Genomic DNA, 22,774 nt, shown 5'->3' on the forward strand with positions numbered 1-22,774 from the left:
CAAGCAAGTAGATTTTTGCATATAAAAAAAGCCGCTCCTGATCCTGTTGCTCACGAGACGGCTTTTAACGGTGTATGATTGGTACTGCTACTCAGGGAAAATATGATTGTTACTTCGACGTACAGCCGGAAATATACTTTAAGACCATCTCGCCCGATTTACGCCCCGCCGTTTCGATAAACTCTTCAAATGATCCGGACGCTTCCTCATCTGCCACATCCGATACCGCCCGGACTACAGCAAAAGGGGTATCAAACTGATAACAAACCTGTGCTACTGCAGCCCCCTCCATTTCAGTTACAAGTGCTTCCTCAAAGTGTGACTGAATTTCAACGATGACAGCTTTATCACTAATAAAAGAATCTCCTGATACAATCAGGCCATCTTTTACTTCCCAGTGACTGCTGAGTGCTGCCTCCTTAAGACGGCTGATGGTTTCCGGGTCAGCCTGATAACGGGCAGGCATTTGTGGGATCTGACCAAAGACATAGCCAAAAGCCCTGGCATCGGCATCATTGTAACTCAGATCGTTAGAAATGACTAGATCTCCAACTGTCAGTCCTTTTCCTATCCCCCCAGCTGAACCGGTATTGATCACTGTTTCTGCTTTGAACCGGTCAATCAGCAAAGTAGCCGCAATGGCCGCATTAACTTTCCCGATTCCGGACTGTACCAGCACAACTGGGACTCCACTGATTGTTCCTTCATAAAAGGTTTGATTGGCAATTTTGCTTTGTTCTGTCCCGGCAAGTTGCTTCTTAAGTGTTCTGATTTCCTGCTCCATGGCAGCGATAATTCCAATTTTCATGATTTCTTCCTTCCAATGTGTAGATTAGCTAGCTAGATAAAAAATACAAAGGAAAGGACAATCAGCAACAGCAGCGACACAATAACGATGGCTAATGTCAGCTGCTTCTCTACCCTTCTGTATTTTTCCATTTCGTCCAGCCTTTGTTTTGACGTCCGGCCTTTCTTAGCTAGTTGACGCTCGTACTTTCTGTTTTGAGCTTTTCTAGCCCGCTGTTCTTTTCTGGCTTGTTTTTCTTCTTGCTCTTTTTTCTTTTTTAACTCTTGTCTTGATGCCATTGTATTATCCCTGATCTTTCTGCATTAATTTTTTCATTTTCCAGTAAAACAAGGCGAATACGGTCTTGGAATCTCTAAGCAAACCCTTCTCGTAAAAATTCCAGGCTTCATCGTAGGAAACTGTCAGTACCTCTACTTGCTCATCCTCATCCATCGGTCGTTTGTCTTTTACCAGATACAGATTGCTGGCTTCAAAAATTTCAAGAAATTCATCGGTAAAACCGGGTGTACTGTAGAAAGAAGTCACAAAACTGAGCTGATCGGTCGTGTATCCTGTCTCTTCTTCCAGTTCTCTTAAAGCCGTTTCTGAGGCTGACTCTCCAGCGTCCCTGAGACCAGCTGGTATTTCGATGCTTTCAGATTCAATAGCCTTTCTGTACTGCCTGACCAAAAGCATCTGATCTTCTCCGACAAAGGGAATAACGGCTGAAGCTCCTGCGTGCCTGACAATTTCCCTCTGGCTGGTTTTTCCATTTTGCAGTCTGACTTCTTGGACCGTATATTCCGTTACATTTCCTTTGTAAATTGACGTTTCACTTATTGTTTCTTCTTTGAAATTCATACGCTCACTCCTCATGTAGTTTTTATCATACCTTATTTCAAGAGATTATTCATCCTGAAATAAAGCCTCATTTCTCTTTAAATCCTTCTTAGGTCCTATGTCAACATTTCACATTTTTGTGATATTATAAAGGTACAGTTAACCCACCCTAGAAAGAACGGAGGTTCCATTATGAAACGGTCGACGCTTCACACAACTTCGACATATATCCTCAGTCTGTTCGCTACCTTGTTTATATTTCTTCTGATGATTGGACTGGATCTTAATGCCTTTTTAGCAATGATTCTAAGCATCGGAACAGGCGTATTCCTGCTCAATAGCCTAGGAAAAAGGGCTAAAGTAAAAAAAGCAAGTAGGCGCGACATGCCCCGCCTGTCACAGGAAAAAGAGCAGTTTTACAGCTCCAAGGGGCTATCGAAAGAAGACATCCAGTATTTCAGAGAAACAATGCATAAAGCTAAAGAACAGGTATTGACTATTGATGAGAACATGCAACAGTCAGGCAAACTCCGGGCGATTGAAAACCGGAACAATACCGTAGCTCTTTCCAAAGCACTGTTCAAAGACATTGCCAAAGAACCACAAAAGCTTCATGAGGTCGACAAATTTCTTTATGTCCACTTGCCTTCACTAGCAGATCTGGTCGTTAAATATGTGGAAATCGAGAATCATAAGGCCAAAAGTAAGGCGACCTATGATATCCTCGATAAATCTGCCCAGACCATTGACAAAATGTGCGGGCAAATAGCTGAAGACTATGTTCGCTTCAAAAAAGATGACATTAAGGATCTCGACGTTGAAATTGAGCTGGCCAAGCGTACCCTCAATGGTCAGTCCCACTAAACTTATAATATGAGGAGCTGTCACTATGGTAAAACATCACAATGATCCGACTGATTCCCAAACAGACGCAAAGACTGAACTGGATGACTTGCTCGCCAACCCTTTTGGTTCTCCCACAGCTTACAGCAAGGATCCTGTGAAAGAAAAAAAAGAACTAAAAAAACAAAACGAAGTCAAAAAAGTCATGGATAGTCTTACTGAAGAACGTAAAAAGCAGGCTTTTGAACTGGCCCGCCATATCGACATCTCCAATCGGGACTCCATTTCAGATTACGGATCTCAGGCCCAGCAGCGTCTTGGGGAATTTTCGCATTCAGTACTGAATCATGTGCAGAATCAGGAAACGAATCATATAGGGGAAACCCTGAATGACTTGATGTTTCGCTTGAAAGAAGCCGATCCGAATGAGTTGAAGGCAGATGACCGCAATCTGTTTAAAAAGGTATTCCGCAAAATCAACCGTTCAATTTATGAAACAACAGCCAAATATCAGAAAATTGGTGCCCAAGTTGACAAGATTGCTGTCAAGCTTGATAAAGAACGCGAGCTACTCCTGAAAGACAACAGCATGCTTGAAGACCTTTATGAAAAGAACTATGAGTATTTTGAAGCTTTGAACGTGTATATTGCTGCGGGAGAAATCAAAATGGACGAGCTGAGCCAGGAAATCATCCCACAAGCTGTCAAAACCGCGGAAGACAGTGGCGACCAGATGGAAGTCCAAAAAGTCAACGACTTGAATCAGTTCCTCAACAGGCTGGACAAGCGCGTATACGACCTCAAAACAGCCAGACAGATGACAATACAGCAGGCCCCTCAGATCCGGCTGATTCAGAATACCAATCAGGCTTTGAGCGAAAAAATTCAGACATCCATTAATACAGCCATTCCTCTTTGGAAAAATCAGATTGTTGTGGCCTTGACCCTTTTGCGCCAAAAAGAAGCGGTCACCGCACAAAGACAAGTGTCGGAAACGACCAATGACTTGCTTACAAAAAATTCCGAAATGCTCAAGCAGTCCTCCATCGAAACGGCGCGTGAAAATGAACGGGGCATTATCGACATCGAAACTCTGGAAAAAACTCAGGCCGACCTCGTCGAGACACTTGAGGAAACCTTGTCTATCCAAAGAGAAGGCCGGTCCAAGCGCAAGGAAGCTGAAGTTCAGCTTCAGCAGCTAGAAGGCCGTCTGAAAGACCAGCTGCTTCAACTGACCGAGCCAAACCGGATAGATGACCAATCATAATAAGACAATATATCTTTCGAGAGCGCAAATATTTGAATAATTTGTGACGACTCTTTATAATTTAGTTAAGTATTTAAGAAAAAGGAGAGGAATTGCATGTTAGGATTTATTTGGTCGCTTATTGTTGGGGGAGTAATTGGGGCAATCGGTCAGGCTATTGTTGGGACCGATGTACCCGGAGGTATTATTGGAAACATTATTATTGGCTTTATCGGCGCCTGGGCTGGACACGCGCTCTTCCAGGTCGGCCCTGAACTTGCTGGATTCTTTATTCTTCCTGCCATCGGCGGAGCTGTTCTGATTGTGTTGATTTATGACTTAATTGCCGGCAGACTATAAACATATGCTGCAAAAAAGCTTCCTCAAATTGTGAGGAAGCTTTTTTTTAGCGCTTGACAACGTTAGATGCCTGCGGGCCTCTATCTCCGTCAACAATATCAAATTCAACTTCTTGACCGTCGTCTAAAGATTTGTATCCTTCACTGTCGATTGCACTGTAATGAACAAATACATCTTCCTGGCCTTCCACTTCAATGAAGCCGAATCCTTTTTCTGCATTAAACCACTTGACAACACCTTGTACCATTACTTCTTTCCTCCTACAAAAAATACTTGCAATAGACCCTGCACACACAACGCTTTGATCAGTTAATATTGTGGCACCTTATTTCTATCACTATTAAAATTATACAAAAGTAAACGCTTTAAATCAACCTTCAACGGGAAATATATTTTCTATTTCACACCATTTAAATAAACGAAGAAGCAACGTCCATCAAACTGGACTTTTGCTTCTTCGTTTATTTATGGTGTCTTTTTATTTGTTCAGTACTTCAGGGTAGTGTGTCTTGCAAATATCATAGCAGCGTTCACACAAGTATTCCCCTTCTGATATTTCCTGGCAGTTTTCAGAAGTGATCCGGCAGCGGGTGCACACTTGCCCCGGCATTCGCTCTACTTTAATAGCGACTCCTTCAAAATCAAGGATGCTATCGTCTTCTGGCTTGTTCTCAAAATCTTCTATATTAAGCTCTGAGGCAATTAAAATCTGCCTAATGTCACTGTTAAGTGAATCAAGCAATTGCTTAATGTCATTAGTAGCATAGACTGTTGTCTTGGCTTCAAAATCCTTGCCGATGACTTTATTTTCTCTGGCCACTTCATTTGCTTTGAGAACTTTGTCACGGAATTTCATAAAGTCCGTCCATTTATTGAGTACTTCCTCCTGGTTGCTGAAGGTCTTGACTTCAGGAAACTCAGCCAGTTGTACATAGGCTTCTTCTTCTTGCAAGTAAGTCCACATTTCTTCAGCTGAATGCGGAAGGATTGGCGTTAGCAGTTTAGTCAGATCTCTAATAATGTGGTAAAAGACCGTCTGCATAGCCCGTCTGCTGTAATCGTTCGGCGCATCGATATACAAAATATCCTTGGCAAAATTGGCATAGAAATTTGAAACATCCAAAGTACAGAAGTGGTTAATTTCTTTAAAGATATCAGAAAAATCGTAGCGCTCATAACCGTCGACCACATTTTTGACTGTCTGGTTCAGACGGTTCATCAAGTACTGGTCTACCGGTCGCAGATCATCATAGGCGATTCCATCTGCCTTGAAGTCGAAATCCTCTGTATTTTGAATAAGGAAGCGAATCGTATTTCTGATTTTACGGTAAACTTCTGATACCTGTTTCAAAATATCCATACTGACGCGAACATCGGCTTGGGTATCGACACTGGAAACCCACAGACGAATCAGGTCAGCTCCCATTTGTTTGATCACTTTATTCGGGTCGATGACATTGCCCACGGACTTGCTCATTTTCTTGCCGTTTCCGTCCAGGACCATTCCTTGCGACAGGACAGCTTTATAAGGCGAGACCCCGTTGATTGCAACAGAAGTGGTGATACTTGAGTTGAACCAGCCTCTATACTGATCCGACCCTTCCAGATATAAATCTGCCGGGAAGGTCAAATTGTCACGTTTTCTCAGTACAGCATGGTGAGAAGATCCTGAGTCAAACCAGACATCCATGATGTCCGTTTCTTTTGTAAATGCTCCGTTCGGGCTTCCCGGATGAGTAAAGCCTTTTGGTAGCAAATCAACCGCTTCTTTTTCAAACCAGATGTTGGACCCGTGCTTCTCGAACAGCTGAGCTACATGCTCAGTGGTTTCCGGCGTGATAACCGGATCGCCATTTTCAGCATAAAAGATCGGCAGCGGTACGCCCCAGGCGCGTTGTCTAGAAATAACCCAGTCTCCCCGGTCGCGAACCATATTATAGATACGCTGCATGCCCCAAGGCTGAAGCCAGTCTACTGACTCTACCGCTTCTAAAATATCTGCTCTGAAGTTATTAATAGATGCAAACCACTGTGGCGTAGCCCTGAATATGACCGGCTTTTTCGTACGCCAGTCGTGCGGATAACTGTGTGTGAAGAAGTCCAGCTTAAGCAGCGCTCCATTCTCTTCTAGCCAGCCTGTTATGATCTTATTGGCCTTATCATAAAAGACGCCCTCCAGACCGGGAGCTTCCTCTGTAAAACAGCCTTTGCTGTCAACCGGCGAAATGACGGGTAACTGATATTTCTGACAAACAATATAGTCATCTTCACCATGGCCCGGTGCCGTATGCACTAGCCCAGTCCCGTCCTCAAGGGTAACATGGTCTCCAAGGATGACAAGAGACTCTCTGTCATAAAATGGATGCTGCGCAGTAACCCCTTCAAGATCACTGCCTCTTATCTCCTTGATTCGTTTGACCTTCTCCCATTCCAGTGTTTCAGCGACGTCTTCAGCCATCTCAGAGGCCACGACAAACTTCCGGCCGTCTGCTTCCAGAACTGTATAAGTGGTATCAGGTTTGACCGCAATAGCCAGATTGGCCGGTAAAGTCCAAGGTGTCGTCGTCCAGATGACAAAAGATGTATCTGTATCCAACAAAGATTTTCCGTCTTTGACCTGGAAAGCTACGTAAATATTAGCTGATCGGACATCGTGATATTCGATTTCTGCTTCAGCCAGTGCTGATTCACTTGATGGTGACCAGTAGATAGGCTTCAGGCCTCGATAAATATAGTCCTTTTCTGCCATCTTGCCGAACACGCGGATCTGCTCGGCTTCGTATTCCTTATTCAGTGTGACGTAAGGATTATCCCATTCTCCAGCCACTCCCAGGCGTTTGAAATCGGTCCGCTGCTTTTCGATCTGCTCCCAAGCGTACTCTTCACAGAGCTTTCTGAATTCAACGACTGACATGGACTTGCGGTCCACTCCCGTATTCGTGAGTGCCTGTTCGATTGGCAACCCATGTGTATCCCAGCCTGGAACGTAAGGCGCACGAAAGCCGGACATTGATTTGTACCGGACAATGATATCTTTTGAAATCTTGTTCAACGCATGCCCGATGTGGATATTCCCATTGGCATATGGAGGTCCGTCGTGCAGAACAAAAGCAGGCTTGTCTTTATTCAGTTCCTGCCTCTGATTATATAAATCGGCTTCTGCCCATTCTTTCTGTCTTTCGGGTTCCTTATTGGGCAATCCTGCCCGCATAGGAAATGTTGTTTTCAATAAGTTTAATGTTTCTTTGATTTCCATATTCTCACCCTTTATTTTTATATAAAAAAAGACCTCATCCGAAAGGACGAAATCTTCGTGGTACCACCTTAGTTTGAAAAGTATCAGCCCACTAGAGCTTTTCTACTTATCCTCTGTATCCTTAACGCGGATAGACGTAGAAACCTACTACATTCAGCTTCTAACTCCTTGAATGATGACCATGATATTTGCTTGTCAATTCTCAGCCTGCATTGACTCTCTGTAAAGCATCAATCATGAACGTGTTTCAAGATCCAGTTTAGTTATTATTTTACTTCAGGCAGTTCCACAGCAGGAGTCATGCCCTCTTCGTATGCTTCGCCATCTTCGGCCAGCTCAGAGGATTGCTCTTCGACATCATCCGGTTCTTTACTATCCAGTTCTTTCTTTACTTCTTTAATAGTGTGAATTTCCGGTTGTTCAGATGTAGGCGGCTGAAGAATGTCATCCCACTCTTCTTTCTTCACTAGTTCAAGCTGCGACTCAATCATCAGCTGAAGCCGCTGTCTGAAAATACGGCTCTGCTTTCTTAGTTCTTCCGTCTCCTGTTCAATGCGCCGAGCTTTGTTGACTGCATCTTTTAGTAACTCATCTGCATGATTTTCAGCTTCATGCGTCACGTTGCCCGCTTGCGTACGCGCTTCTTTAGTAATCATGTCCGCTTCTTTTTCGGCATTTTGTTTCAGACGGTCAGCCGCGTCCTGAGCAACCAAAATTGATTTGTTCAATGAGTCGTGCATTTGATCATAATTTGCCAGTTTTTCTTCTGCAAAACTCAATTTCTTTTCCGCTTCTTTTTTCTGTTTCAAAAGCATCTCATAGTCCTTGATTATCTGATCCAAATAGTCGTTAACTTCGTCCTGATCGTACCCTCTCATTTTAACTGGAAATTCTTTGTTATGTATATCCAATGGTGTTAAGGCCATAGGAAAAACACCTCCATGTAATTTTCAGGCTTCAATGCCTTTAGTATAAAGAATCTACTCGTTTATCTCAAGCGCCTTTTACTTTTATCTGTTGCGGTCCAGAACTCCGAGATTTAGTCGGATTTTTTCTTTTTTTGTCTTGCCTTCAATGTTCTGCAGTCTGACCCGTCCATACCCTCTGATAGATACTACATCATGCACACCAAGAGGCATATCAGGCCGTTCTGTTTCATGCCAATTGACTTTGACCTTTCCGGCAGAAATCAGTTCTTTTGAACGCTGTCTAGAAATATTGAAGACCCCTGCCAAAACTACATCAAGCCTCAGCGAAGAGACAATTTCATGACGTTCTTCCCATGTATCCTTTGGCAGTATGATAGCCGTATAGGGACACTCTTCAAGCTGGATCGACACGTTGCCAATCTTAGTAACAGAAGCTGTAAGAAAATCCATGATTGAAGCCTCAGCAAAAAACTGCCAGCGCTCTCCATCAGAAACGATGTCTCCTATTGTGCTTCGCTCGACACCGGCTCCCATAAGTGTACCAAGGATTTTACCGTGAGACAGTTCAGCAAATTTTTTAGGGTAACGAATTTCTGCGATTTTAATCTCAAAATCATTCTGCTCCGGTTCGAAATAAGCTGGTGACAGATAGAGGCGGCTGCGCTCTGCCGCCTCGTATCCCCCATAGCTGTTTATTTTCACTTCATCATGCTGACCCGCAATTGATTTTACAATAAACTGCTCTCTTGGATCCAAGAACGGAGTCAAGTAAGGAGTATACTGCATCTCCACCTGGCGAAGCCAGTCTGTCACCTGATCAATAAACGCTTTTTCTTCAGGCCTGAAATGCTGGTAAACATTTTCCATCTTTACCTCATCCTATCTGTACAACTAGTCTGAACAGGATTTGAAACACCTGTGTGATCCCCATCTCAATAAATGTAAGGAAGAAAAAGGCCACGATTCCGGCCAGACTAATCATACCGACAGGCGGAACGAAGCGTCTGAAGATGCCGACGTACGGTTCGCAGATTCTTATCAGGAACTGCCCCAAACCTGACTGATAGCCTCCCGGCATCCATGAAAGTAAAAAGTATACAATCAGGGCAATACGGTAAATTTGAAAGCCCTGCATGACCAGCCTATATAATGCTTGCAATAATTGAACACCCATGTATGTTTTGTAACTCCATTCTGCTTAATACTCTTTATTTTTAAGTGCCTGCAATTCGGCACCATCGACTTCAAAAGACTGTGGTGTGCAGATGAAAATTTCCTCACCCAGTCTCTGGATATCACCTTTAATGGCATATGTTGTCCCCATCAGGAAGTCAAGCATCTGCTTAGCCTGACCTTTTTCCATGCGCCTGAAATTCAGCACAACTGATTGATTGTTTAAAAGAATGTCAGCTATTGACTGAACATCCGAGTAGAGTCTCGGTTCCATTACACGGATTTTAGGCTTTTTCAGTGCCTGCTGGTGATTGATTGCCACAATATTTTGATGATGTGATCGTTTTGAATCAGTATCAGCACTCGGCCTCAAAGCCGGTGTATCTTGAACAGCCGGCTGCTTGAGCTTTGCTTCTTTTTCTGGTTGAGGTTCAACTGCATCTGAATCGGTGTCACTGAGAGAAAAGTAATCGTTCAGTTTGTCTTTGATGCTCATTCTACTCTTCCTTTCCGTTGGACCTTATTTTCGGCGTCTTCTAAAGAAAGGAGGTGTGTCCACTTCCTCAGAAGAATTACCGCTCTCTTCATCTCTGGAGAACAAGTTGCCGGAAGAGTTTTCTTTTCTATTCTCTGCTTTTTCATCCAGATCTGCATTGTGCCGGTCTCTCAGATTCGGTTCTTTTCTAATGTCCCAATTGCCAAACGGATCTTTTTCATTTGACTGACTTGGGTTGGGCTGTACAGCTTTTTTGGCTTGCTGAGGTTTCGGCTTGCTTTTTTTCTCTGCATCAATTCCTGTCGCAATAACAGTTACAACGACTTCATCACCTAGATCTTCATTGATAGAAGTACCAAAGATAATGTTGACGTCGCTGGTAGCTGCTGCCGAAACAATGTCGGATGCATCCTGTGCTTCAAAGAGAGTCAGATCAGATCCGCCAGTGATATTCAGCAGTACATTTTCTGCCCCATCCAGAGACACTTCAAGCAGTGGTGAGGAAATAGCTTTTTTTGTTGCTTCAGCCGTACGGTTTTCACCCGTTGCGGTCCCGATTCCCATAAGGGCAGAACCCTGATTTTCCATTACTGTTTTAACATCTGCAAAGTCCAGGTTGACATAGCCAGGATTTGTGATCAGATCGGAAATCCCCTGCACACCCTGTCTCAGTACATTGTCTGCTTCTCTGAATGCTTCCATCATTGGTGTTTTCTTATCGACGATTTCAAGTAGCCGGTTATTAGAAATCGTCACCAATGTATCGACATGCTCACGCATCGATGCAATGCCTTCAGCGGCAAAACGACCTTTTTTCGGCCCTTCAAAAGTAAATGGTCTGGTAATGACACCTACAGTCAAAGCCCCTTGTTCTTTAGCAATGCGGGCAACGATTCCAGCAGCCCCTGTTCCGGTTCCGCCTCCCATACCAGCAGTGACAAAAACCATATCTGCTCCTTGAAGAGCCTCAGCAATCGCTTCTTCACTTTCTTCTGCGGACTTTCTTCCAACTTCAGGATTGGCTCCTGCACCCAATCCTCGAGTCAGTTTAGGTCCCAGTTGAATTTTAGTTTCTGCGCTCATCATTTCCAGAGCCTGAAGGTCCGTATTAGCGACGATAAATTCAACACCCTGTACATCATCTTCAATCATTCGGTTAACTGCATTACCGCCGGCTCCACCGACACCAATGACTTTGATTATTGCTCCATTAGATAGTGCTGAGTCAAATCCTAGTTCCATTTTATTTCCTCCTGTTTTACCTTCTCTTGTTTAATCAAAAAAATTTGAAAAGAAGCTTTTGATTGAATCGATGACCGATTCATTTCCAGATGACTGCCTGTCTTCAGGCTTGTGCACTTGAGGAGCAGCTGCCGGTTTTTCGACAGTTGGTCCACCTTGCTGAATATAGTCATCATCAAGAATCAAATGATTCAAAACCCTTGATAATTCGTCCATTTGCGCTTTGGAATGAACCAGTGCGATTGCATTAGTGAAGGAAGGGTAACGGACACCCATAAAATCTGGTATATACGTCTTGACATTCACTTCAAAAATATCCTCAGCCAATTCCTTGATGCCAGGTATAGCTGCTGTCCCACCAGTGATCACGATGCCTCCGGGAAGATCCCGTGCACCGATTTCATCTAATTCATACCTGATTTTTTCAAATATCTGAGCCAGACGTGCTTCGATGATTTCAGCAATATACGATTCTTTGACCTCTATCGAACCGTCCTGTCCAATCACATCGACCGAAATCGTCTGCGTCTTTTCTTCAGGATCTAGAGGGTAGGCATAGCCGACTTCTCGTTTAAGCTTTTCCGCATTTTTCAGTGAAGTATTGAGCACAACCGAAATATCTTTGGTTATGTTTTCTCCACCCTCTTGTACAATTGTTGAAAACTTTACTTGCTCATCATGTGCTGCAGAGGCTGACGTCTGTCCCCCTCCAAGATCGATCTGGATAGTCCCAAACCGTCTTTCATCTTCAGACAGGACCAGCTCGGACATGGCTTTAGGCTGAAAGACCATATCACTGATTGCATAGCCTGCATTACTAACACTCTTCCTGATGTTGTGTAGGATTGTTTTCGGTACCGCCAAATAGGTGCCGTACAGTTCGACTTGTTCCCCCACCATCTTGCGCGGATCTTTTATGCCATCAAAACCATCGACTATGAATTCTTCCACCATAACCGAGAGCAGCGTTTTGTCACTGGGGATTTTTTTATTTTTTATTTGCTCGATGATTTTTTTCAGCATCGAATCATTGATTTCCTGTGATGCATTTTCCACTAAAATCGATGTATGGAACGGACTGATATCGACATTGGTCACCGGTACTCCTACAATGAGTGAGCGGATCTGCATGCCTGACTTATCTTCAGCCTGTTTGATTGCTTTTGTTATAGAAAGAGCTGTTTCATCGATATCGATGATTAACCCTTTATTGATTCCATTAGACTTCTCACTTCCGACTCCAATAACATTCATTTTACCATTTAAGACTTCTGAAACAATGACTTTTATTGAAGTGGTTCCAATATCTAAACTTGAATAAATTCCATCTTTCACTTTATTGAAACCTCCCATTCTCCAATAATTAAATTGCGCTTAGAATAAGCCTTATTTTAACTATTGATACTTTTCATTCTACCACAAACTCTAAGGGATAATGAAGAGCATTTATTGATTTATCAGTAGATTTGAATTACTTTTATGTAACAATACTAATAAATATCATTTTTTGTGACACGCAGCCATCTTCTAATGGTACATGCAGTCTTGACCGGTGATTTTATTAACTATCGATCGCACTTTCACTTAAGAGCAAGTGTCATCTTAATCTCTTATACAAAAAAAAGAGGCCTGGCACATTGCCGCCTCTTTAAGCCGAGAGTTAGTTTACTCCTCAGCATCCTCATCTTCTGTCAGCTCTTCATTTTCATCCAGTAGGTCAAGTTCCTCGTTTACTTCCGAATCAAAAGGGATAAAGAACGCTCCCGCTTCCAGATCAAAAACACCGGATTGGCCATCTACCGCTTCCCTCATTTGAGTATAATAATTAATCCGCTCCGCAAATGTGGGGATCGATGCCATTACCTCATTTCCGTCATTCATGAAAATCCGTATTAGCATTGGATTCCGTTCGCTGTTTCTATGTTCGACTTCTGAAATTAGGCTTTTCACCCGTTCATCAACATCTTGAAATTCTTCCAGCATACGTTCCAGTGTACTGCCTTGCTCAAAATTAACCAATATCGGCCTGCCGCTTGAACTGGCCCGCGGAATTACTTGGTCAAGAATCACTCCGTTTTCCAGTACCTGATAGTACTCTCCTTCGTTAAGCAAGAACGCCTCTGTTTCATACTCCTTTATCAGAATGTTCACCGACTGCAAACCCGTTACTTTAAGAGTGGCTTCGGCTACTTGCGGTATACCAGCTGAAATCTTCTGCCCGATGTCGCCTCGGTTCATAAAAATGTCAAGCATCTCATCGCCAGATAAAATACCACTGTTTTCCAGCACAGTCTGGTCGTATACTTCGGTATTACCATCAACACTCACCTCATTGACTTCGCTGAGAGGGCTGATCATATAGCCCGATACAATAATGGCAAGAGTAAACAGGCCTGCCAGGAGCAACCAGTTCCGCAACAGCCTACCACTCACTTGTCTTTTTGTAACGGCCTGTGTGTCGTTCTCTGCCAGTGCCGGTTCTTTTTTTCTGTCACGTTCTGACATCGCCACTACTCCTTGTTCACCTTATTGTCTGATCAGATCAATCATCAGCTGAATGATCCGGTCTGACGCATCCGGCACTCCAATCTCTTTTGCCTGCTGCGCCATTTTCAGGCGCTTTGGTTCATCTTTCATGAGCTGACTCACCGCTTGCATGAATACATCACTGTTCAGTTCCGATTCCTTAAGCAGCAAAGCGGCATGAGCATCAGACAGACTACGGGCATTTCTAGTCTGGTGATCTTCCGTTACATTCGGGCTCGGTATCAGAATGCTGGGTACCCCGATTGCCGTCAGCTCAGCTAATGTCGTCGCCCCGCTTCTGGCAACAACCAGCGAAACAGATGCAAATACTTCAGGCAAGCTATCCACGTAAGGAACAATTTTCACTTTTTCAAGACCTGCAAGTTCTTTACCCGCTGTCCATTCTTTTAGAAACCGTTCATAGTTAGCTTCTCCGGTAACAAAAAGAACTTGGAAGGCTTCATCAGGAAAATAGGCCCGGCTGTCCATTACAACCTGATTGATGGCTGCTGCACCCCGACTCCCTCCAAATATCAGGACCGATGGCTTCTCAGGATCGAGACCATAGTGTCTGAGACTGTCGTTTTTCTTAATATGTGCTACTTCCTGTGCTCTCGGGTTCCCAGTAAAAATCACTTTTTCTTCCTGTCCTTTAAATTGAGTTCGGGCATCCTCAAAGCAAATAGCAATCGCAGAAACGTATCTTGCTAGAAATTTATTTGTAACGCCCGCAACACTGTTCTGTTCGTGTACAATGGTCTTTACACCCACTTTTGCCGCCGCGTAACAGACCGGTGCACTGACATACCCTCCCGTTCCGATAACAATATCCGGCCGGAAAGACGCGATCAGTTTTTTAGACATATGAATCGACCGGATAAAGTACCCAATCGTTTTTAAGTTGTAAACAATCCCTTCAAAATTAAGTTTCCGCTTGAATCCTTCTACTTTAAGAGCCTTAAAAGAGACACCGGCCTTAGGGACAATTGTGCTTTCCAGTCCACGTTCTGTCCCTACATAGAGAAACTCTGCTTCTTTATGGACTTCCTTGATTCTTTTTATCAAAGCAAGTGCCGGGTAAATGTGTCCACCGGTACCGCCACCAGTTACCAATATTTTCATAGTCGATGCACTTCTGTGCCTACTCTCCTTTATTTTCATTTGCTTCAAGATGTGTGACAGCCTCGATAAAATCCTGCCCTCTAGCTTCGAAATTTTTATAGGCATCCCAGCTTGCGCAAGCTGGTGACAAGAGCAGAACATCTCCTGGACTACTACTTGCATAAGCCGTCCTAACTGCCTTTTCAAGTGTTTGGGTATTTACACAGACCGCCACGTCCGCTTCCTTACCCGTTTGGCAAAGAGTCTCAGCTGTTTCTCCAAAAGTAAACAGCTGCTTGACATGCTTTCTTAGGGCCGGTACAAGGTCATTAAAATCTGTTCCTCGGTCAAGACCTCCTGCAAGAAGGATAACTTTTTTCTCGAACCCTTCTAAAGCATTGATGGTTGCTAATGTATTGGTAGCCTTTGAATCATTATAAAATCGACGTCCGTTTATCCCCCCGACAAACTGCATCCGGTGCTCAACTCCCTGAAAGTGGCGGAAAATATTTTCGATGTGTGCGTTGGAAATACCATTCAGTTTCGCTACAGCTATCGCAGCCAGGGCATTTTCCAAGTTATGTTTACCTGGCAGAACTATGTCACTGCTGTCCATTATTCTTTCTTTATCAAAATAAATTATGGAATCTTTCAGATAGACTCCCTGATTTAGTTCATCTTTTCTTGAAAAAGGAAGAAGTTGCGCTTTGCTTTCCCGGATCACCAGCTCAGTCAGTTCAAGCTGATCATGATTATAAATCAGATAGTCTTCTGATGTTTGGTTTCGGGTAATATTCAATTTTGCATCGACATACTCTTTTCGTGAGCCGTGATAGTCCAGATGGGCCGAATGGATATTTGTAATCACTGCGATAGATGGCTTGAAATGCCGGGTTCCCATCAGCTGGAAACTGGATACTTCCATAACCAGCTTATCCTCGGGTCTGGAACTGACAGCCACTTCAGCTGCCGGCTGGCCTATATTACCCACGGAATAGACCTCGCCTGGCAACTGCTCTGAAGCCAAAAGTGACTCAATCATTCGAGTAGTCGTTGTTTTTCCATTAGTACCGGTAATGGCAATGATCATTGACTGACTAATAGAATCGGCGATTTCAACATCGGTAATAATTGGGATTCCTCTATTTGCTGCCTCTGCCAATAGGGGGTTGGAATACGGAATGCCAGGGTTTTTGACAATCAAATCAACCGGCTGGTCCAGAAGTTCAAGCGGATGCCCTCCACTCACTACCTGAATATCCATTTTTTGCAGTTCTAATGCAGCAGGATCTCCTTTTAGACTTTTGAAATCATTGACAGTAACCCGTGCTCCCAATTCCTTCAAAACTTTTGCTGCACTGAAGCCGCTGACTGCCAGTCCTAATACCAGTACATCTTTGTTTTTAAAATAAGTTTTATTATACATAGCCTGCTCCTTTTAACTAAAGCTGTGAATCTATGAAAAAAACTGGAAGTAGAAGCCTACTACCAGTTCCGGTCATTTATATCATAATAAGTGCTGCTGCACTCGCTCCCAATGTGACCAGCGAAAAGACAACCACAATTTTCCATTCTCCCCAGCCACTCATTTCAAAATGGTGGTGAACTGGACTCATCTTGAATATACGCTTGCCTCTCAGCTTAAAAGAACCGACTTGTAGCATAACACTCGCTGTTTCGAATACAAATATCAGTCCAATCAGCAGCAGCGTCCATTCCTGATTTAAAACAATCGATGTTCCAGCCAGGCCCGCCCCCAGAGCAAGTGAACCGACATCACCCATGAAAATTTTAGCCGGCTTTTTATTAAACAGGAAAAAACCAAACAGTGCACCTGTAACAGCCGAGGTGAATAAGGCTACGTCCCACTGCCCCTGCCGTACTGCAATCACCGTATAAGTTATATAGGCAAGCATGCCCGTCGTAGCCAGCAATCCGTCTATTCCGTCTGTAAGATTGGTGGCATTGGAGAAGCCCACCAGCCAGAACAGAACAAATAAACTATAAAACAAGCCAATATTCAGACTGATGCCAAACGGAAGTTGTACCGCACCTACTGGAATCAGCTGGCTGATTCCGATGTAAAATAGAACGGCTCCAGCAATTTGTGCCAGTAGTTTTTGCAGACTTGTCAAGCCCAAATTGCGTTTCATGACCACTTTAATATAGTCGTCTATAAACCCAATGAGGGCAAAGACAACAAAGATGAAAACCAGCAAAGCATTCAGCAGTACCGGCAGCTGAAAAAATAAACTGAGACCCAGAGAGGCGACTGCAACAGCCAGCAGTATCGACAGGCCCCCCATCGTAGGTGTCCCTGACTTAGCCTGATGCCATGACGGCCCTTCTTCACGGGTCGTCTGCCCCAATTGTTTTTTTCTAAAGTAACGGATAACGGAGGGCATAAAGGCTGCAGCCAGTCCCCCGCTGATTAGGGCTGTTAATAACAAGTGTAAACTATTCAATTTCATTAAATCCTCTCTATTGTCATTCTTGATTCGCTGACAATTGTACCATTATTTCAGTTCCTGTTTCAATGAATGACCCGGCAGCCAAATTTTGCTCAGTGACAAAGCCTTCTCCTTCAATTTGAAGCGAGATGCCTGTCAGTTCTCTAAGTTTGTGCAACTCGCCTCTGGACCAGCCGGTCAAATCAGGCAGTGTCATGGCTCCGTTTGTCAGCAACAGCAGACGTTGTGATTCGTCTATTTCTGATTCATAGACCGGCAGTTGCTGCACAACCCGGTCACCTGTGCCGATAACACTGTAGGGATGCTTCTGCTTGCTAAGGTAGTTCAGTACATCCTGAGTGTCCCGTTCAATAAAACGGCTCATTTCTAAGGCAGTATCCTGCTGCCTGGCCTGCTCATCACTTCCGGCAGTATAATACTCCAGCGCCCTGCGCATGACCGGGTTGAAAATCTGCTGGACAGCCTGACCACCATGAGTGATTGTGTTGAGCTGAGGTTGCTGCACTGTGACAAATAAAATCAGTTCAGGATCGTCAGCTGGCGCCATACCGACGACTGAGAACACATGGTTCTCACGTCCTGTAAGATACCTTCCCGTATCAGGATCCGGGATTTGAGCTGTACCTGTTTTGGCTGCAATCTCGAAGCCATCGATCTGATAGTTCTGTCCAGTCCCGTTCTCATCAGTCACAGTTTCTTTCAAGTATGCCATGGTCTGCTGTGCCGTTTCTTCGGATATAACCGGTTCGCTTTCCTTCAGATCCAGATCCGGGTCTTTGACAAGGTGCGGGTTGACCATACGGCCACCGTTCGTCACTGCAGAGAAGGCCCTAAGCATCTGAACAGGCGTCACGGCAATCCCTTGACCAAAGGACGTATTTAACTTTTGAAGAGGCCATTCGAACGGGTTGCTTCCTCTTGCTTCATTTGGTAAGGCAATGCCTGTCTGTTCACCAAAACCGAAGGCGTCCAGGTACTCTCCCCATGTATTTCGTCCCATTTCCTCTACCTGATGAACAAAAGAGACGTTACTGGAACGAACTAGACCTTCCAAATGGGATATAGTTCCCCATCCTTCTCGCCTGACGTCACGCACTACTCCTCCCGCTATATTCAGCTGGCCGGATTTGAAATAATCATTGGGGCTAAAGGTCCCTTCTTGAATCGAGGCTGCTAGAGTCAACACCTTCATTGTGGATCCCGGTTCGAACGTATAATCCGTCAGCAGATTCTGCCAGGACTGATCGATGCCTTCTCTCGTTGTCGCATTGAATGTCGGTCTTTGGGAAGTTGCCAGAATCTCACCTGTTTGGGCATGCATCAAATTAGCTGTGATATATTTGGGCTGGTGTGCTTGGCTGACATCTTCCACGACACTTTCCAAAAAAATCTGCAAACGGCGGTCAATTGTCAACTGGAGATCCTCTCCATGGACTGGCTCCTGCTCATCAATATCCTGTCCAGGAATTACATAGCCAAACCTGTCACGTTGCAGACGGCGCCAGCCATTTTTACCGCTGAGCAAGTCATCAAACTGCTGTTCGATTCCCATGACTCCTGTCAGCTGATTCTCATTTTCTTCACTTGTTTGAGCTAGACCAATCGTGTGGGAGGCAAACGTTCCATTGGGATAAAGCCGGCTTCTGCTTTCTTCAAAGCGGATCCCTGTTAATTCTTCTTCCTCTAGCGCGTCTCTAATGGCACTCATCGTACCGTAATTCAGATTGCTGCCGGCACTACCAAACTCAACCTGTTTACGGTCAGAGCTCAAGCGATCATAAATGTCGTTTTCGCCCATGGCAATATGCTCAGACAGAATGCGGGCCACAGCACGTGAATCTTCTACATGCTGTGGCCGGTTCGGTGCAGACCATTCAGGGGTGAGGACACCGATCATCTGAAAAGAAGCGGCATCCAGTGCAACAGGATTACCGTTACGGTCATATATGGTCCCTCTCCTGGCCTGAAGGATACTGCTGCGTGTATAAAGGCGCTCTACGTTCTCGTGCAAATCTTCCCCGTTTACTTCGCCTTTCACCATAATCCAGGTAAAACGGAAAAGCAGACTGAAAAAAAGTACAAAGCACATTAGATACATGAAGATAGCGATCTGCTTCCGGTTTCTAAACGGATTGGCTTTAATAACCTTTTTTCTTAGCTGCTTCATCTGAATACATTCCTGATCTGTTCCTCATTCATTTCCAGTCCATGCTCACGAGCAATCGAATATACCCGGTCATATCTGGACAGTTCCTGTACTTCTTGTTCAAAATTTTCGTTTTGAACCTGTGTGATCACTGCCTGTGACTCCAGGTCCTGAATAGAGCGGTTCAAAGTCGATACTTGCATGGACAAGGCAATATGTCCAACTGCCAGTACAAAAGCAACCATGCCAAAAAGACTAATAACGGCACCTTCGAGCCTGGTCAGTCCTTTTGGCTTCGGGGTAGGTCTATGTACCTTTTGAGGCTCTTGCTGAATCTGAGGCTGGTCAAGCGGCTGCTGACTGCTGATTTGTCTTGCCAGATTATCATTCATCATGTTATTCACTTCTCCCTTACTGGTTTACGCTGACCATAGGAGGTCAGTCTCTTTGTTTTTCAGCGATCCTCAACTTAGCACTTCTGGACCGGTTGTTCTCTTCCAGTTCATTCTCGCTGGCAGTAATCGGTTTTCTGTTGATTAGTTTCAACCTAGGCTGCTGTTGGTCCGGAACCACAGGCAAGCCGCGTGGAAGATCCGGCAGACTGGCGTAGCCTTTGAACATCTGCTTGACAATCCTGTCTTCAAGAGAGTGAAAGGTGATAACGCTGATTCTTCCTGATACAGAAAGCAAGTCTATTGCCAATTCAAGTGACTCTTCAATAGCACCCAGCTCGTCGTTTACAGCGATCCTCAGTGCCTGGAAAATTCGCTTAGCCGGATGGCCGCCTTTTCTTCTGGCCGGGGCAGGAATAGCTTGCTTGATGAGCTCAACCAGTTCATGTGTTGTGTTAATCTCTTTTTCTTTCCTGTTCGCTTCAATCCGTCGTGCAATCTGCTTGGAAAATTTTTCTTCTCCATAGCGAAAAAAAATACGAACCAGATCGTTGTATTCCCACTTATTGACTATTTCATGTGCCGTCAGAGACTGTGTCTGGTCCATCCTCATGTCCAGGCGGGCATCTTTGTGGTAGCTGAATCCCCGTTCTGTTTCGTCCAGCTGAGGCGAAGAGACTCCCAAATCATATAGGACACCGTCTACTTTATGCACCCCGCGTTCAGCAAGCTCCGTTTTTATATCTCTGAAATTGGCATGTATAAACGATACTTGGCCTTGAGCGATTTCTTCCTTCAGAACTTCTTCTGCATGTCTAATAGCTGTCAGATCCTGGTCAAAGGCATATAGATGACCACCCTCACTCAGCTGCTCCAGAATCAGAGCCGTATGCCCAGCTCCTCCCAACGTACAATCCACATATATTCCTCCAGGTCGCACATTGAGTCCTTCAACTGTTTCATTGAGCATTACTGTATCATGTTCAAATTTTACCATTATTATCCTCCGTCATTAAAACCCGAAATCAATCATTCCCTCAGCGATTTCTTCAAAAGAATCATCAGCATCTTGAGAATATGCATCCCACTTCTCTTCACTCCATATCTCGATACGATCAGACACCCCTACAATGTAGCAGCTTTTTTCAAGTGAAGCGTGAGTGATAAGCGTGTTCGGGAGGTTGATGCGCCCTTGTTTATCAAGAGAGCACTCGGTTGCTGCCGAGTACAAAAAGCGGGTAAAGGCACGTGACTCTTTTTTCGCTAGCGGCAACTGCTTAAGTTTAGCTTCGAGCGCAGTCCATTCGTCCATCGGATAGCCGAAAAGGCAGCCATCTAGTCCTCGGGTAACAATGAAAGAAACACCCAGATCCTCTCGGAATTTAGACGGGATAATTAAGCGACCTTTGGCATCGATATTATGCTTATATTCGCCTAACAGCATTTCATTGTCCCCTTTCCCCACTTATTAGGCTTAGTCTACCACATCCCCCCACTTTCTACCACATCATTATTGAAATATCATGCATTTGTAAAAAATAGTTAAAGCCCTTTCTTTCAATTACTATGCAGCACAAAAAAGCCTCCCTAATAAACACAGGAAGACTTGAAAGAATCATTTAACTTTACATGTACAACATCCATGCTGAAACTAGACCGATTAGGCTGTGTACTGTGAGCATGATGATAAAAACATAGCGCCACCAGCGCCGCAAGAACAGATACACTGTTAGTTCTTTCTTCACAAAGGTCTGGTAACTGGCTGAGCCAAGACCTATCACAGAAATGCCCATCACGATGTATGGAACAATATTAATCTGAAAGTAGTATCGGCCAAAGAAATAGGCTAGAACCAGTAGATAGGGAATCATTAAATCTACTACCTTTAAGGGTAGATACACTAGCCGGAACTGTCTGTTCAGCCGCCTGGAAAACATGAGTATTAGAAAAGGTGAAAAATAAAAAAGCGTCAGTGTAATATTTACAGAGGATGTTTGAATACAAATCACTTCCTGTTCTTAAGCTGCTATCCTGTCAGACACCCCGTCTAAGTGGCCTGACTGGTATGATCATAGCAGAAAAGACGTTTATGAGGAACTCATAAACGTCTTTTCTCATCTTTTTTCAGATGTCAAACAGTCGATCTTAGAAGGCTTACGCCTCTTTATTGACGACTTCTTTTCCAGCGTAAAATCCGCATGATGGGCATACATGGTGGTTACGTTTTACTTCACCACAGTTTGAACAATCACTCATGTTTGGAAGGTCCAATTTGATATGCGTACGTCTTTTTGCTTTTCTGCTAGTAGAAGTTCTTCTTTTAGGTACTGCCATTTTCCAACACACCTCCTTAAAAGGATTCATTTCTAGATTCAAGTGCTATTCATTATCATCTTTGAAAAGATTTTTCAGTGCAGCGAATCGAGGATCTTCAGTATCCTTACCACTCGTACGGGATGGATTCTGCAAATCATCTTCACCTACAACTTCCCAGTCATTTCCCCTAGGCATTGTGTCCGACTGATACTCTTCCTCCGTATAAACCTGAGTAGGCTTGCTTGTGAGGATAGCATCCTCGATCGGTTTCTGCAAGTCCAGGGTATCTGAGTCCAGTTCCTCAACGATTTCACCTTCAGTAAAAGAATCAGCCGTAACTGATGACTGAGTCGGAAGGTAGATTTCAGAAAAGTAAAAGCTCAGTGGGACTGTCACAGGCTCAAGCGAACGTGATGAAGGCAGTGTTAACTCAGTTGTTATGAGCAAATCCACAAAGTATGCCTCATTCTTGTCATTCTCGAGCGTACCTTTCAAGGTAATCGGAGCCACTGACAGGACCTCATGGTCTCTGTCTTTCAAAGACTGTTCAAAATCGACCGTTCCTTCTATCGAAAGCGGCAGATCCTGATATTTTTTCAATTCACTTAATGCCCATTTAGTTTTCATTGACATTCCCTCCATTTTAAGGC

The 22,774-nt window shown here is 44.1% G+C and carries 25 protein-coding genes and 1 other annotated feature; of the genes, 3 read left to right on the plus strand and 22 right to left on the minus strand.

Annotation, left to right across the window (positions count from 1 at the left end; genetic code table 11):
• Positions 1 to 109 precede the first annotated feature (109 nt).
• The 3 genes from ADIAL_RS08240 to ADIAL_RS08250 are packed head-to-tail and all read right to left on the minus strand — an operon-like array spanning position 110 to position 1,648.
• Positions 110 to 808 (minus strand): 5'-methylthioadenosine/adenosylhomocysteine nucleosidase, encoded by a 699-nt coding sequence (locus ADIAL_RS08240; protein WP_034302429.1) that lies wholly within the window; start codon positions 806 to 808, stop codon positions 110 to 112.
• Between the two features lie 32 nt (positions 809 to 840).
• Positions 841 to 1,086 carry a hypothetical protein gene (locus ADIAL_RS08245; protein WP_034302432.1) on the minus strand — a complete coding sequence of 82 codons (246 nt, stop codon included), beginning with the start codon at positions 1,084 to 1,086 and terminating at the stop codon, positions 841 to 843.
• A 4-nt stretch (positions 1,087 to 1,090) separates the two neighbouring features.
• Positions 1,091 to 1,648 (minus strand): NUDIX hydrolase, encoded by a 558-nt coding sequence (locus ADIAL_RS08250; protein ID WP_034302435.1) that lies wholly within the window; start codon positions 1,646 to 1,648, stop codon positions 1,091 to 1,093.
• Between the two features lie 171 nt (positions 1,649 to 1,819).
• Between ADIAL_RS08250 and ADIAL_RS08255 the strand changes: the two genes are divergently transcribed.
• The 3 genes from ADIAL_RS08255 (at position 1,820) to ADIAL_RS08265 (ending at position 4,076) form a co-directional block, all read left to right on the plus strand.
• Positions 1,820 to 2,491, plus strand: a complete 672-nt coding sequence (locus tag ADIAL_RS08255) for a 5-bromo-4-chloroindolyl phosphate hydrolysis family protein (RefSeq protein WP_034302437.1) — start codon at positions 1,820 to 1,822, stop codon at positions 2,489 to 2,491.
• Between the two features lie 25 nt (positions 2,492 to 2,516).
• The gene (locus tag ADIAL_RS08260) at positions 2,517 to 3,737 is read left to right on the plus strand and encodes a toxic anion resistance protein (RefSeq protein ID WP_034302440.1); all 1,221 of its coding nucleotides are present in this window, start codon (positions 2,517 to 2,519) and stop codon (positions 3,735 to 3,737) included.
• Positions 3,738 to 3,833: 96 nt separating this feature from the next.
• Positions 3,834 to 4,076 carry a GlsB/YeaQ/YmgE family stress response membrane protein gene (locus ADIAL_RS08265; protein ID WP_034302442.1) on the plus strand — a complete coding sequence of 81 codons (243 nt, stop codon included), beginning with the start codon at positions 3,834 to 3,836 and terminating at the stop codon, positions 4,074 to 4,076.
• Between the two features lie 46 nt (positions 4,077 to 4,122).
• Here ADIAL_RS08265 and ADIAL_RS08270 read toward each other — a convergent pair whose 3' ends face one another.
• From ADIAL_RS08270 to ADIAL_RS08355, 19 genes are all read right to left on the minus strand, one after another.
• Positions 4,123 to 4,323: a cold-shock protein gene (locus ADIAL_RS08270; RefSeq protein WP_034302444.1), complete on the minus strand. Its 201-nt coding sequence runs from the start codon at positions 4,321 to 4,323 to the stop codon at positions 4,123 to 4,125.
• A 231-nt stretch (positions 4,324 to 4,554) separates the two neighbouring features.
• Positions 4,555 to 7,332 (minus strand): isoleucine--tRNA ligase, encoded by a 2,778-nt coding sequence (ileS, locus tag ADIAL_RS08275; RefSeq protein WP_034302447.1) that lies wholly within the window; start codon positions 7,330 to 7,332, stop codon positions 4,555 to 4,557.
• 39 nt (positions 7,333 to 7,371) lie between these two features.
• Positions 7,372 to 7,596: a binding site (T-box leader), on the minus strand.
• A 2-nt stretch (positions 7,597 to 7,598) separates the two neighbouring features.
• Positions 7,599 to 8,258 (minus strand): DivIVA domain-containing protein, encoded by a 660-nt coding sequence (locus ADIAL_RS08280; protein ID WP_034302450.1) that lies wholly within the window; start codon positions 8,256 to 8,258, stop codon positions 7,599 to 7,601.
• Between the two features lie 84 nt (positions 8,259 to 8,342).
• The gene (locus ADIAL_RS08285; protein WP_034302453.1) at positions 8,343 to 9,128 is read right to left on the minus strand and encodes a YlmH family RNA-binding protein; all 786 of its coding nucleotides are present in this window, start codon (positions 9,126 to 9,128) and stop codon (positions 8,343 to 8,345) included.
• A 7-nt stretch (positions 9,129 to 9,135) separates the two neighbouring features.
• Positions 9,136 to 9,420, minus strand: a complete 285-nt coding sequence (locus tag ADIAL_RS08290) for a YggT family protein (protein ID WP_231492129.1) — start codon at positions 9,418 to 9,420, stop codon at positions 9,136 to 9,138.
• Positions 9,421 to 9,459: 39 nt separating this feature from the next.
• Complete coding sequence (locus tag ADIAL_RS08295) at positions 9,460 to 9,930, minus strand: cell division protein SepF (RefSeq protein WP_034302460.1); 471 nt, start codon at positions 9,928 to 9,930, stop codon at positions 9,460 to 9,462.
• Positions 9,931 to 9,954: 24 nt separating this feature from the next.
• On the minus strand, positions 9,955 to 11,172 hold the full coding sequence (ftsZ, locus tag ADIAL_RS08300) for a cell division protein FtsZ (protein WP_034302463.1): 1,218 nt from the start codon (positions 11,170 to 11,172) through the stop codon (positions 9,955 to 9,957).
• Positions 11,173 to 11,202: 30 nt separating this feature from the next.
• Complete coding sequence (gene ftsA, locus ADIAL_RS08305; protein ID WP_051503825.1) at positions 11,203 to 12,507, minus strand: cell division protein FtsA; 1,305 nt, start codon at positions 12,505 to 12,507, stop codon at positions 11,203 to 11,205.
• A gap of 330 nt (positions 12,508 to 12,837) precedes the next feature.
• A complete protein-coding gene (locus tag ADIAL_RS08310; RefSeq protein ID WP_051503826.1) occupies positions 12,838 to 13,677 on the minus strand; it encodes a cell division protein FtsQ/DivIB in 840 nt (279 codons plus the stop codon).
• Positions 13,678 to 13,698: 21 nt separating this feature from the next.
• Positions 13,699 to 14,820 carry an undecaprenyldiphospho-muramoylpentapeptide beta-N-acetylglucosaminyltransferase gene (gene murG, locus ADIAL_RS08315; protein WP_034302469.1) on the minus strand — a complete coding sequence of 374 codons (1,122 nt, stop codon included), beginning with the start codon at positions 14,818 to 14,820 and terminating at the stop codon, positions 13,699 to 13,701.
• A gap of 19 nt (positions 14,821 to 14,839) precedes the next feature.
• On the minus strand, positions 14,840 to 16,225 hold the full coding sequence (murD, locus tag ADIAL_RS08320; protein ID WP_034302472.1) for a UDP-N-acetylmuramoyl-L-alanine--D-glutamate ligase: 1,386 nt from the start codon (positions 16,223 to 16,225) through the stop codon (positions 14,840 to 14,842).
• Between the two features lie 76 nt (positions 16,226 to 16,301).
• Entirely contained in the window at positions 16,302 to 17,270 is a 969-nt protein-coding gene (gene mraY / locus ADIAL_RS08325; RefSeq protein WP_034302475.1) for a phospho-N-acetylmuramoyl-pentapeptide-transferase, read from the minus strand.
• Positions 17,271 to 17,286: 16 nt separating this feature from the next.
• On the minus strand, positions 17,287 to 19,437 hold the full coding sequence (locus tag ADIAL_RS08330; protein ID WP_051503827.1) for a penicillin-binding transpeptidase domain-containing protein: 2,151 nt from the start codon (positions 19,435 to 19,437) through the stop codon (positions 17,287 to 17,289).
• Positions 19,434 to 19,811, minus strand: a complete 378-nt coding sequence (gene ftsL / locus ADIAL_RS08335) for a cell division protein FtsL (RefSeq protein ID WP_034302478.1) — start codon at positions 19,809 to 19,811, stop codon at positions 19,434 to 19,436. Before ftsL ends, ADIAL_RS08330 begins: the two co-directional genes overlap by 4 nt.
• A 43-nt stretch (positions 19,812 to 19,854) precedes the next feature.
• On the minus strand, positions 19,855 to 20,805 hold the full coding sequence (gene rsmH, locus ADIAL_RS08340) for a 16S rRNA (cytosine(1402)-N(4))-methyltransferase RsmH (protein WP_034302481.1): 951 nt from the start codon (positions 20,803 to 20,805) through the stop codon (positions 19,855 to 19,857).
• Positions 20,806 to 20,820: 15 nt separating this feature from the next.
• Complete coding sequence (gene mraZ, locus ADIAL_RS08345) at positions 20,821 to 21,252, minus strand: division/cell wall cluster transcriptional repressor MraZ (protein WP_034302484.1); 432 nt, start codon at positions 21,250 to 21,252, stop codon at positions 20,821 to 20,823.
• Between the two features lie 181 nt (positions 21,253 to 21,433).
• Positions 21,434 to 21,817: a DUF3397 family protein gene (locus ADIAL_RS11255; protein ID WP_081757771.1), complete on the minus strand. Its 384-nt coding sequence runs from the start codon at positions 21,815 to 21,817 to the stop codon at positions 21,434 to 21,436.
• A 145-nt stretch (positions 21,818 to 21,962) separates the two neighbouring features.
• Entirely contained in the window at positions 21,963 to 22,142 is a 180-nt protein-coding gene (rpmF, locus tag ADIAL_RS11260) for a 50S ribosomal protein L32 (protein WP_081757773.1), read from the minus strand.
• A 45-nt stretch (positions 22,143 to 22,187) separates the two neighbouring features.
• Positions 22,188 to 22,751, minus strand: a complete 564-nt coding sequence (locus ADIAL_RS08355; RefSeq protein WP_034302490.1) for a YceD family protein — start codon at positions 22,749 to 22,751, stop codon at positions 22,188 to 22,190.
• Between the last annotated feature and the right edge of the window lie 23 nt (positions 22,752 to 22,774).

This window comes from Alkalibacterium sp. AK22 (genome assembly GCF_000585255.1).
GTDB lineage: Bacteria > Bacillota > Bacilli > Lactobacillales > Carnobacteriaceae_A > Alkalibacterium.

Coding starts and splice junctions, on each gene's coding strand:
- ADIAL_RS08240 (WP_034302429.1), bottom strand. CDS start 808: ATGAAAATTGGAATTATCGCTGCCATGGAGCAGGAAATCAGAACACTT.
- ADIAL_RS08245 (WP_034302432.1), bottom strand. CDS start 1,086: ATGGCATCAAGACAAGAGTTAAAAAAGAAAAAAGAGCAAGAAGAAAAA.
- ADIAL_RS08250 (WP_034302435.1), bottom strand. CDS start 1,648: ATGAATTTCAAAGAAGAAACAATAAGTGAAACGTCAATTTACAAAGGA.
- ADIAL_RS08255 (WP_034302437.1), top strand. CDS start 1,820: ATGAAACGGTCGACGCTTCACACAACTTCGACATATATCCTCAGTCTG.
- ADIAL_RS08260 (WP_034302440.1), top strand. CDS start 2,517: ATGGTAAAACATCACAATGATCCGACTGATTCCCAAACAGACGCAAAG.
- ADIAL_RS08265 (WP_034302442.1), top strand. CDS start 3,834: ATGTTAGGATTTATTTGGTCGCTTATTGTTGGGGGAGTAATTGGGGCA.
- ADIAL_RS08270 (WP_034302444.1), bottom strand. CDS start 4,323: ATGGTACAAGGTGTTGTCAAGTGGTTTAATGCAGAAAAAGGATTCGGC.
- ileS (WP_034302447.1), bottom strand. CDS start 7,332: ATGGAAATCAAAGAAACATTAAACTTATTGAAAACAACATTTCCTATG.
- ADIAL_RS08280 (WP_034302450.1), bottom strand. CDS start 8,258: ATGGCCTTAACACCATTGGATATACATAACAAAGAATTTCCAGTTAAA.
- ADIAL_RS08285 (WP_034302453.1), bottom strand. CDS start 9,128: ATGGAAAATGTTTACCAGCATTTCAGGCCTGAAGAAAAAGCGTTTATT.
- ADIAL_RS08295 (WP_034302460.1), bottom strand. CDS start 9,930: ATGAGCATCAAAGACAAACTGAACGATTACTTTTCTCTCAGTGACACC.
- ftsZ (WP_034302463.1), bottom strand. CDS start 11,172: ATGGAACTAGGATTTGACTCAGCACTATCTAATGGAGCAATAATCAAA.
- ADIAL_RS08310 (WP_051503826.1), bottom strand. CDS start 13,677: ATGTCAGAACGTGACAGAAAAAAAGAACCGGCACTGGCAGAGAACGAC.
- murG (WP_034302469.1), bottom strand. CDS start 14,820: ATGAAAATATTGGTAACTGGTGGCGGTACCGGTGGACACATTTACCCG.
- murD (WP_034302472.1), bottom strand. CDS start 16,225: ATGTATAATAAAACTTATTTTAAAAACAAAGATGTACTGGTATTAGGA.
- mraY (WP_034302475.1), bottom strand. CDS start 17,270: ATGAAATTGAATAGTTTACACTTGTTATTAACAGCCCTAATCAGCGGG.
- ADIAL_RS08330 (WP_051503827.1), bottom strand. CDS start 19,437: ATGAAGCAGCTAAGAAAAAAGGTTATTAAAGCCAATCCGTTTAGAAAC.
- ftsL (WP_034302478.1), bottom strand. CDS start 19,811: ATGATGAATGATAATCTGGCAAGACAAATCAGCAGTCAGCAGCCGCTT.
- rsmH (WP_034302481.1), bottom strand. CDS start 20,805: ATGGTAAAATTTGAACATGATACAGTAATGCTCAATGAAACAGTTGAA.
- mraZ (WP_034302484.1), bottom strand. CDS start 21,252: ATGCTGTTAGGCGAATATAAGCATAATATCGATGCCAAAGGTCGCTTA.
- rpmF (WP_081757773.1), bottom strand. CDS start 22,142: ATGGCAGTACCTAAAAGAAGAACTTCTACTAGCAGAAAAGCAAAAAGA.
- ADIAL_RS08355 (WP_034302490.1), bottom strand. CDS start 22,751: ATGAAAACTAAATGGGCATTAAGTGAATTGAAAAAATATCAGGATCTG.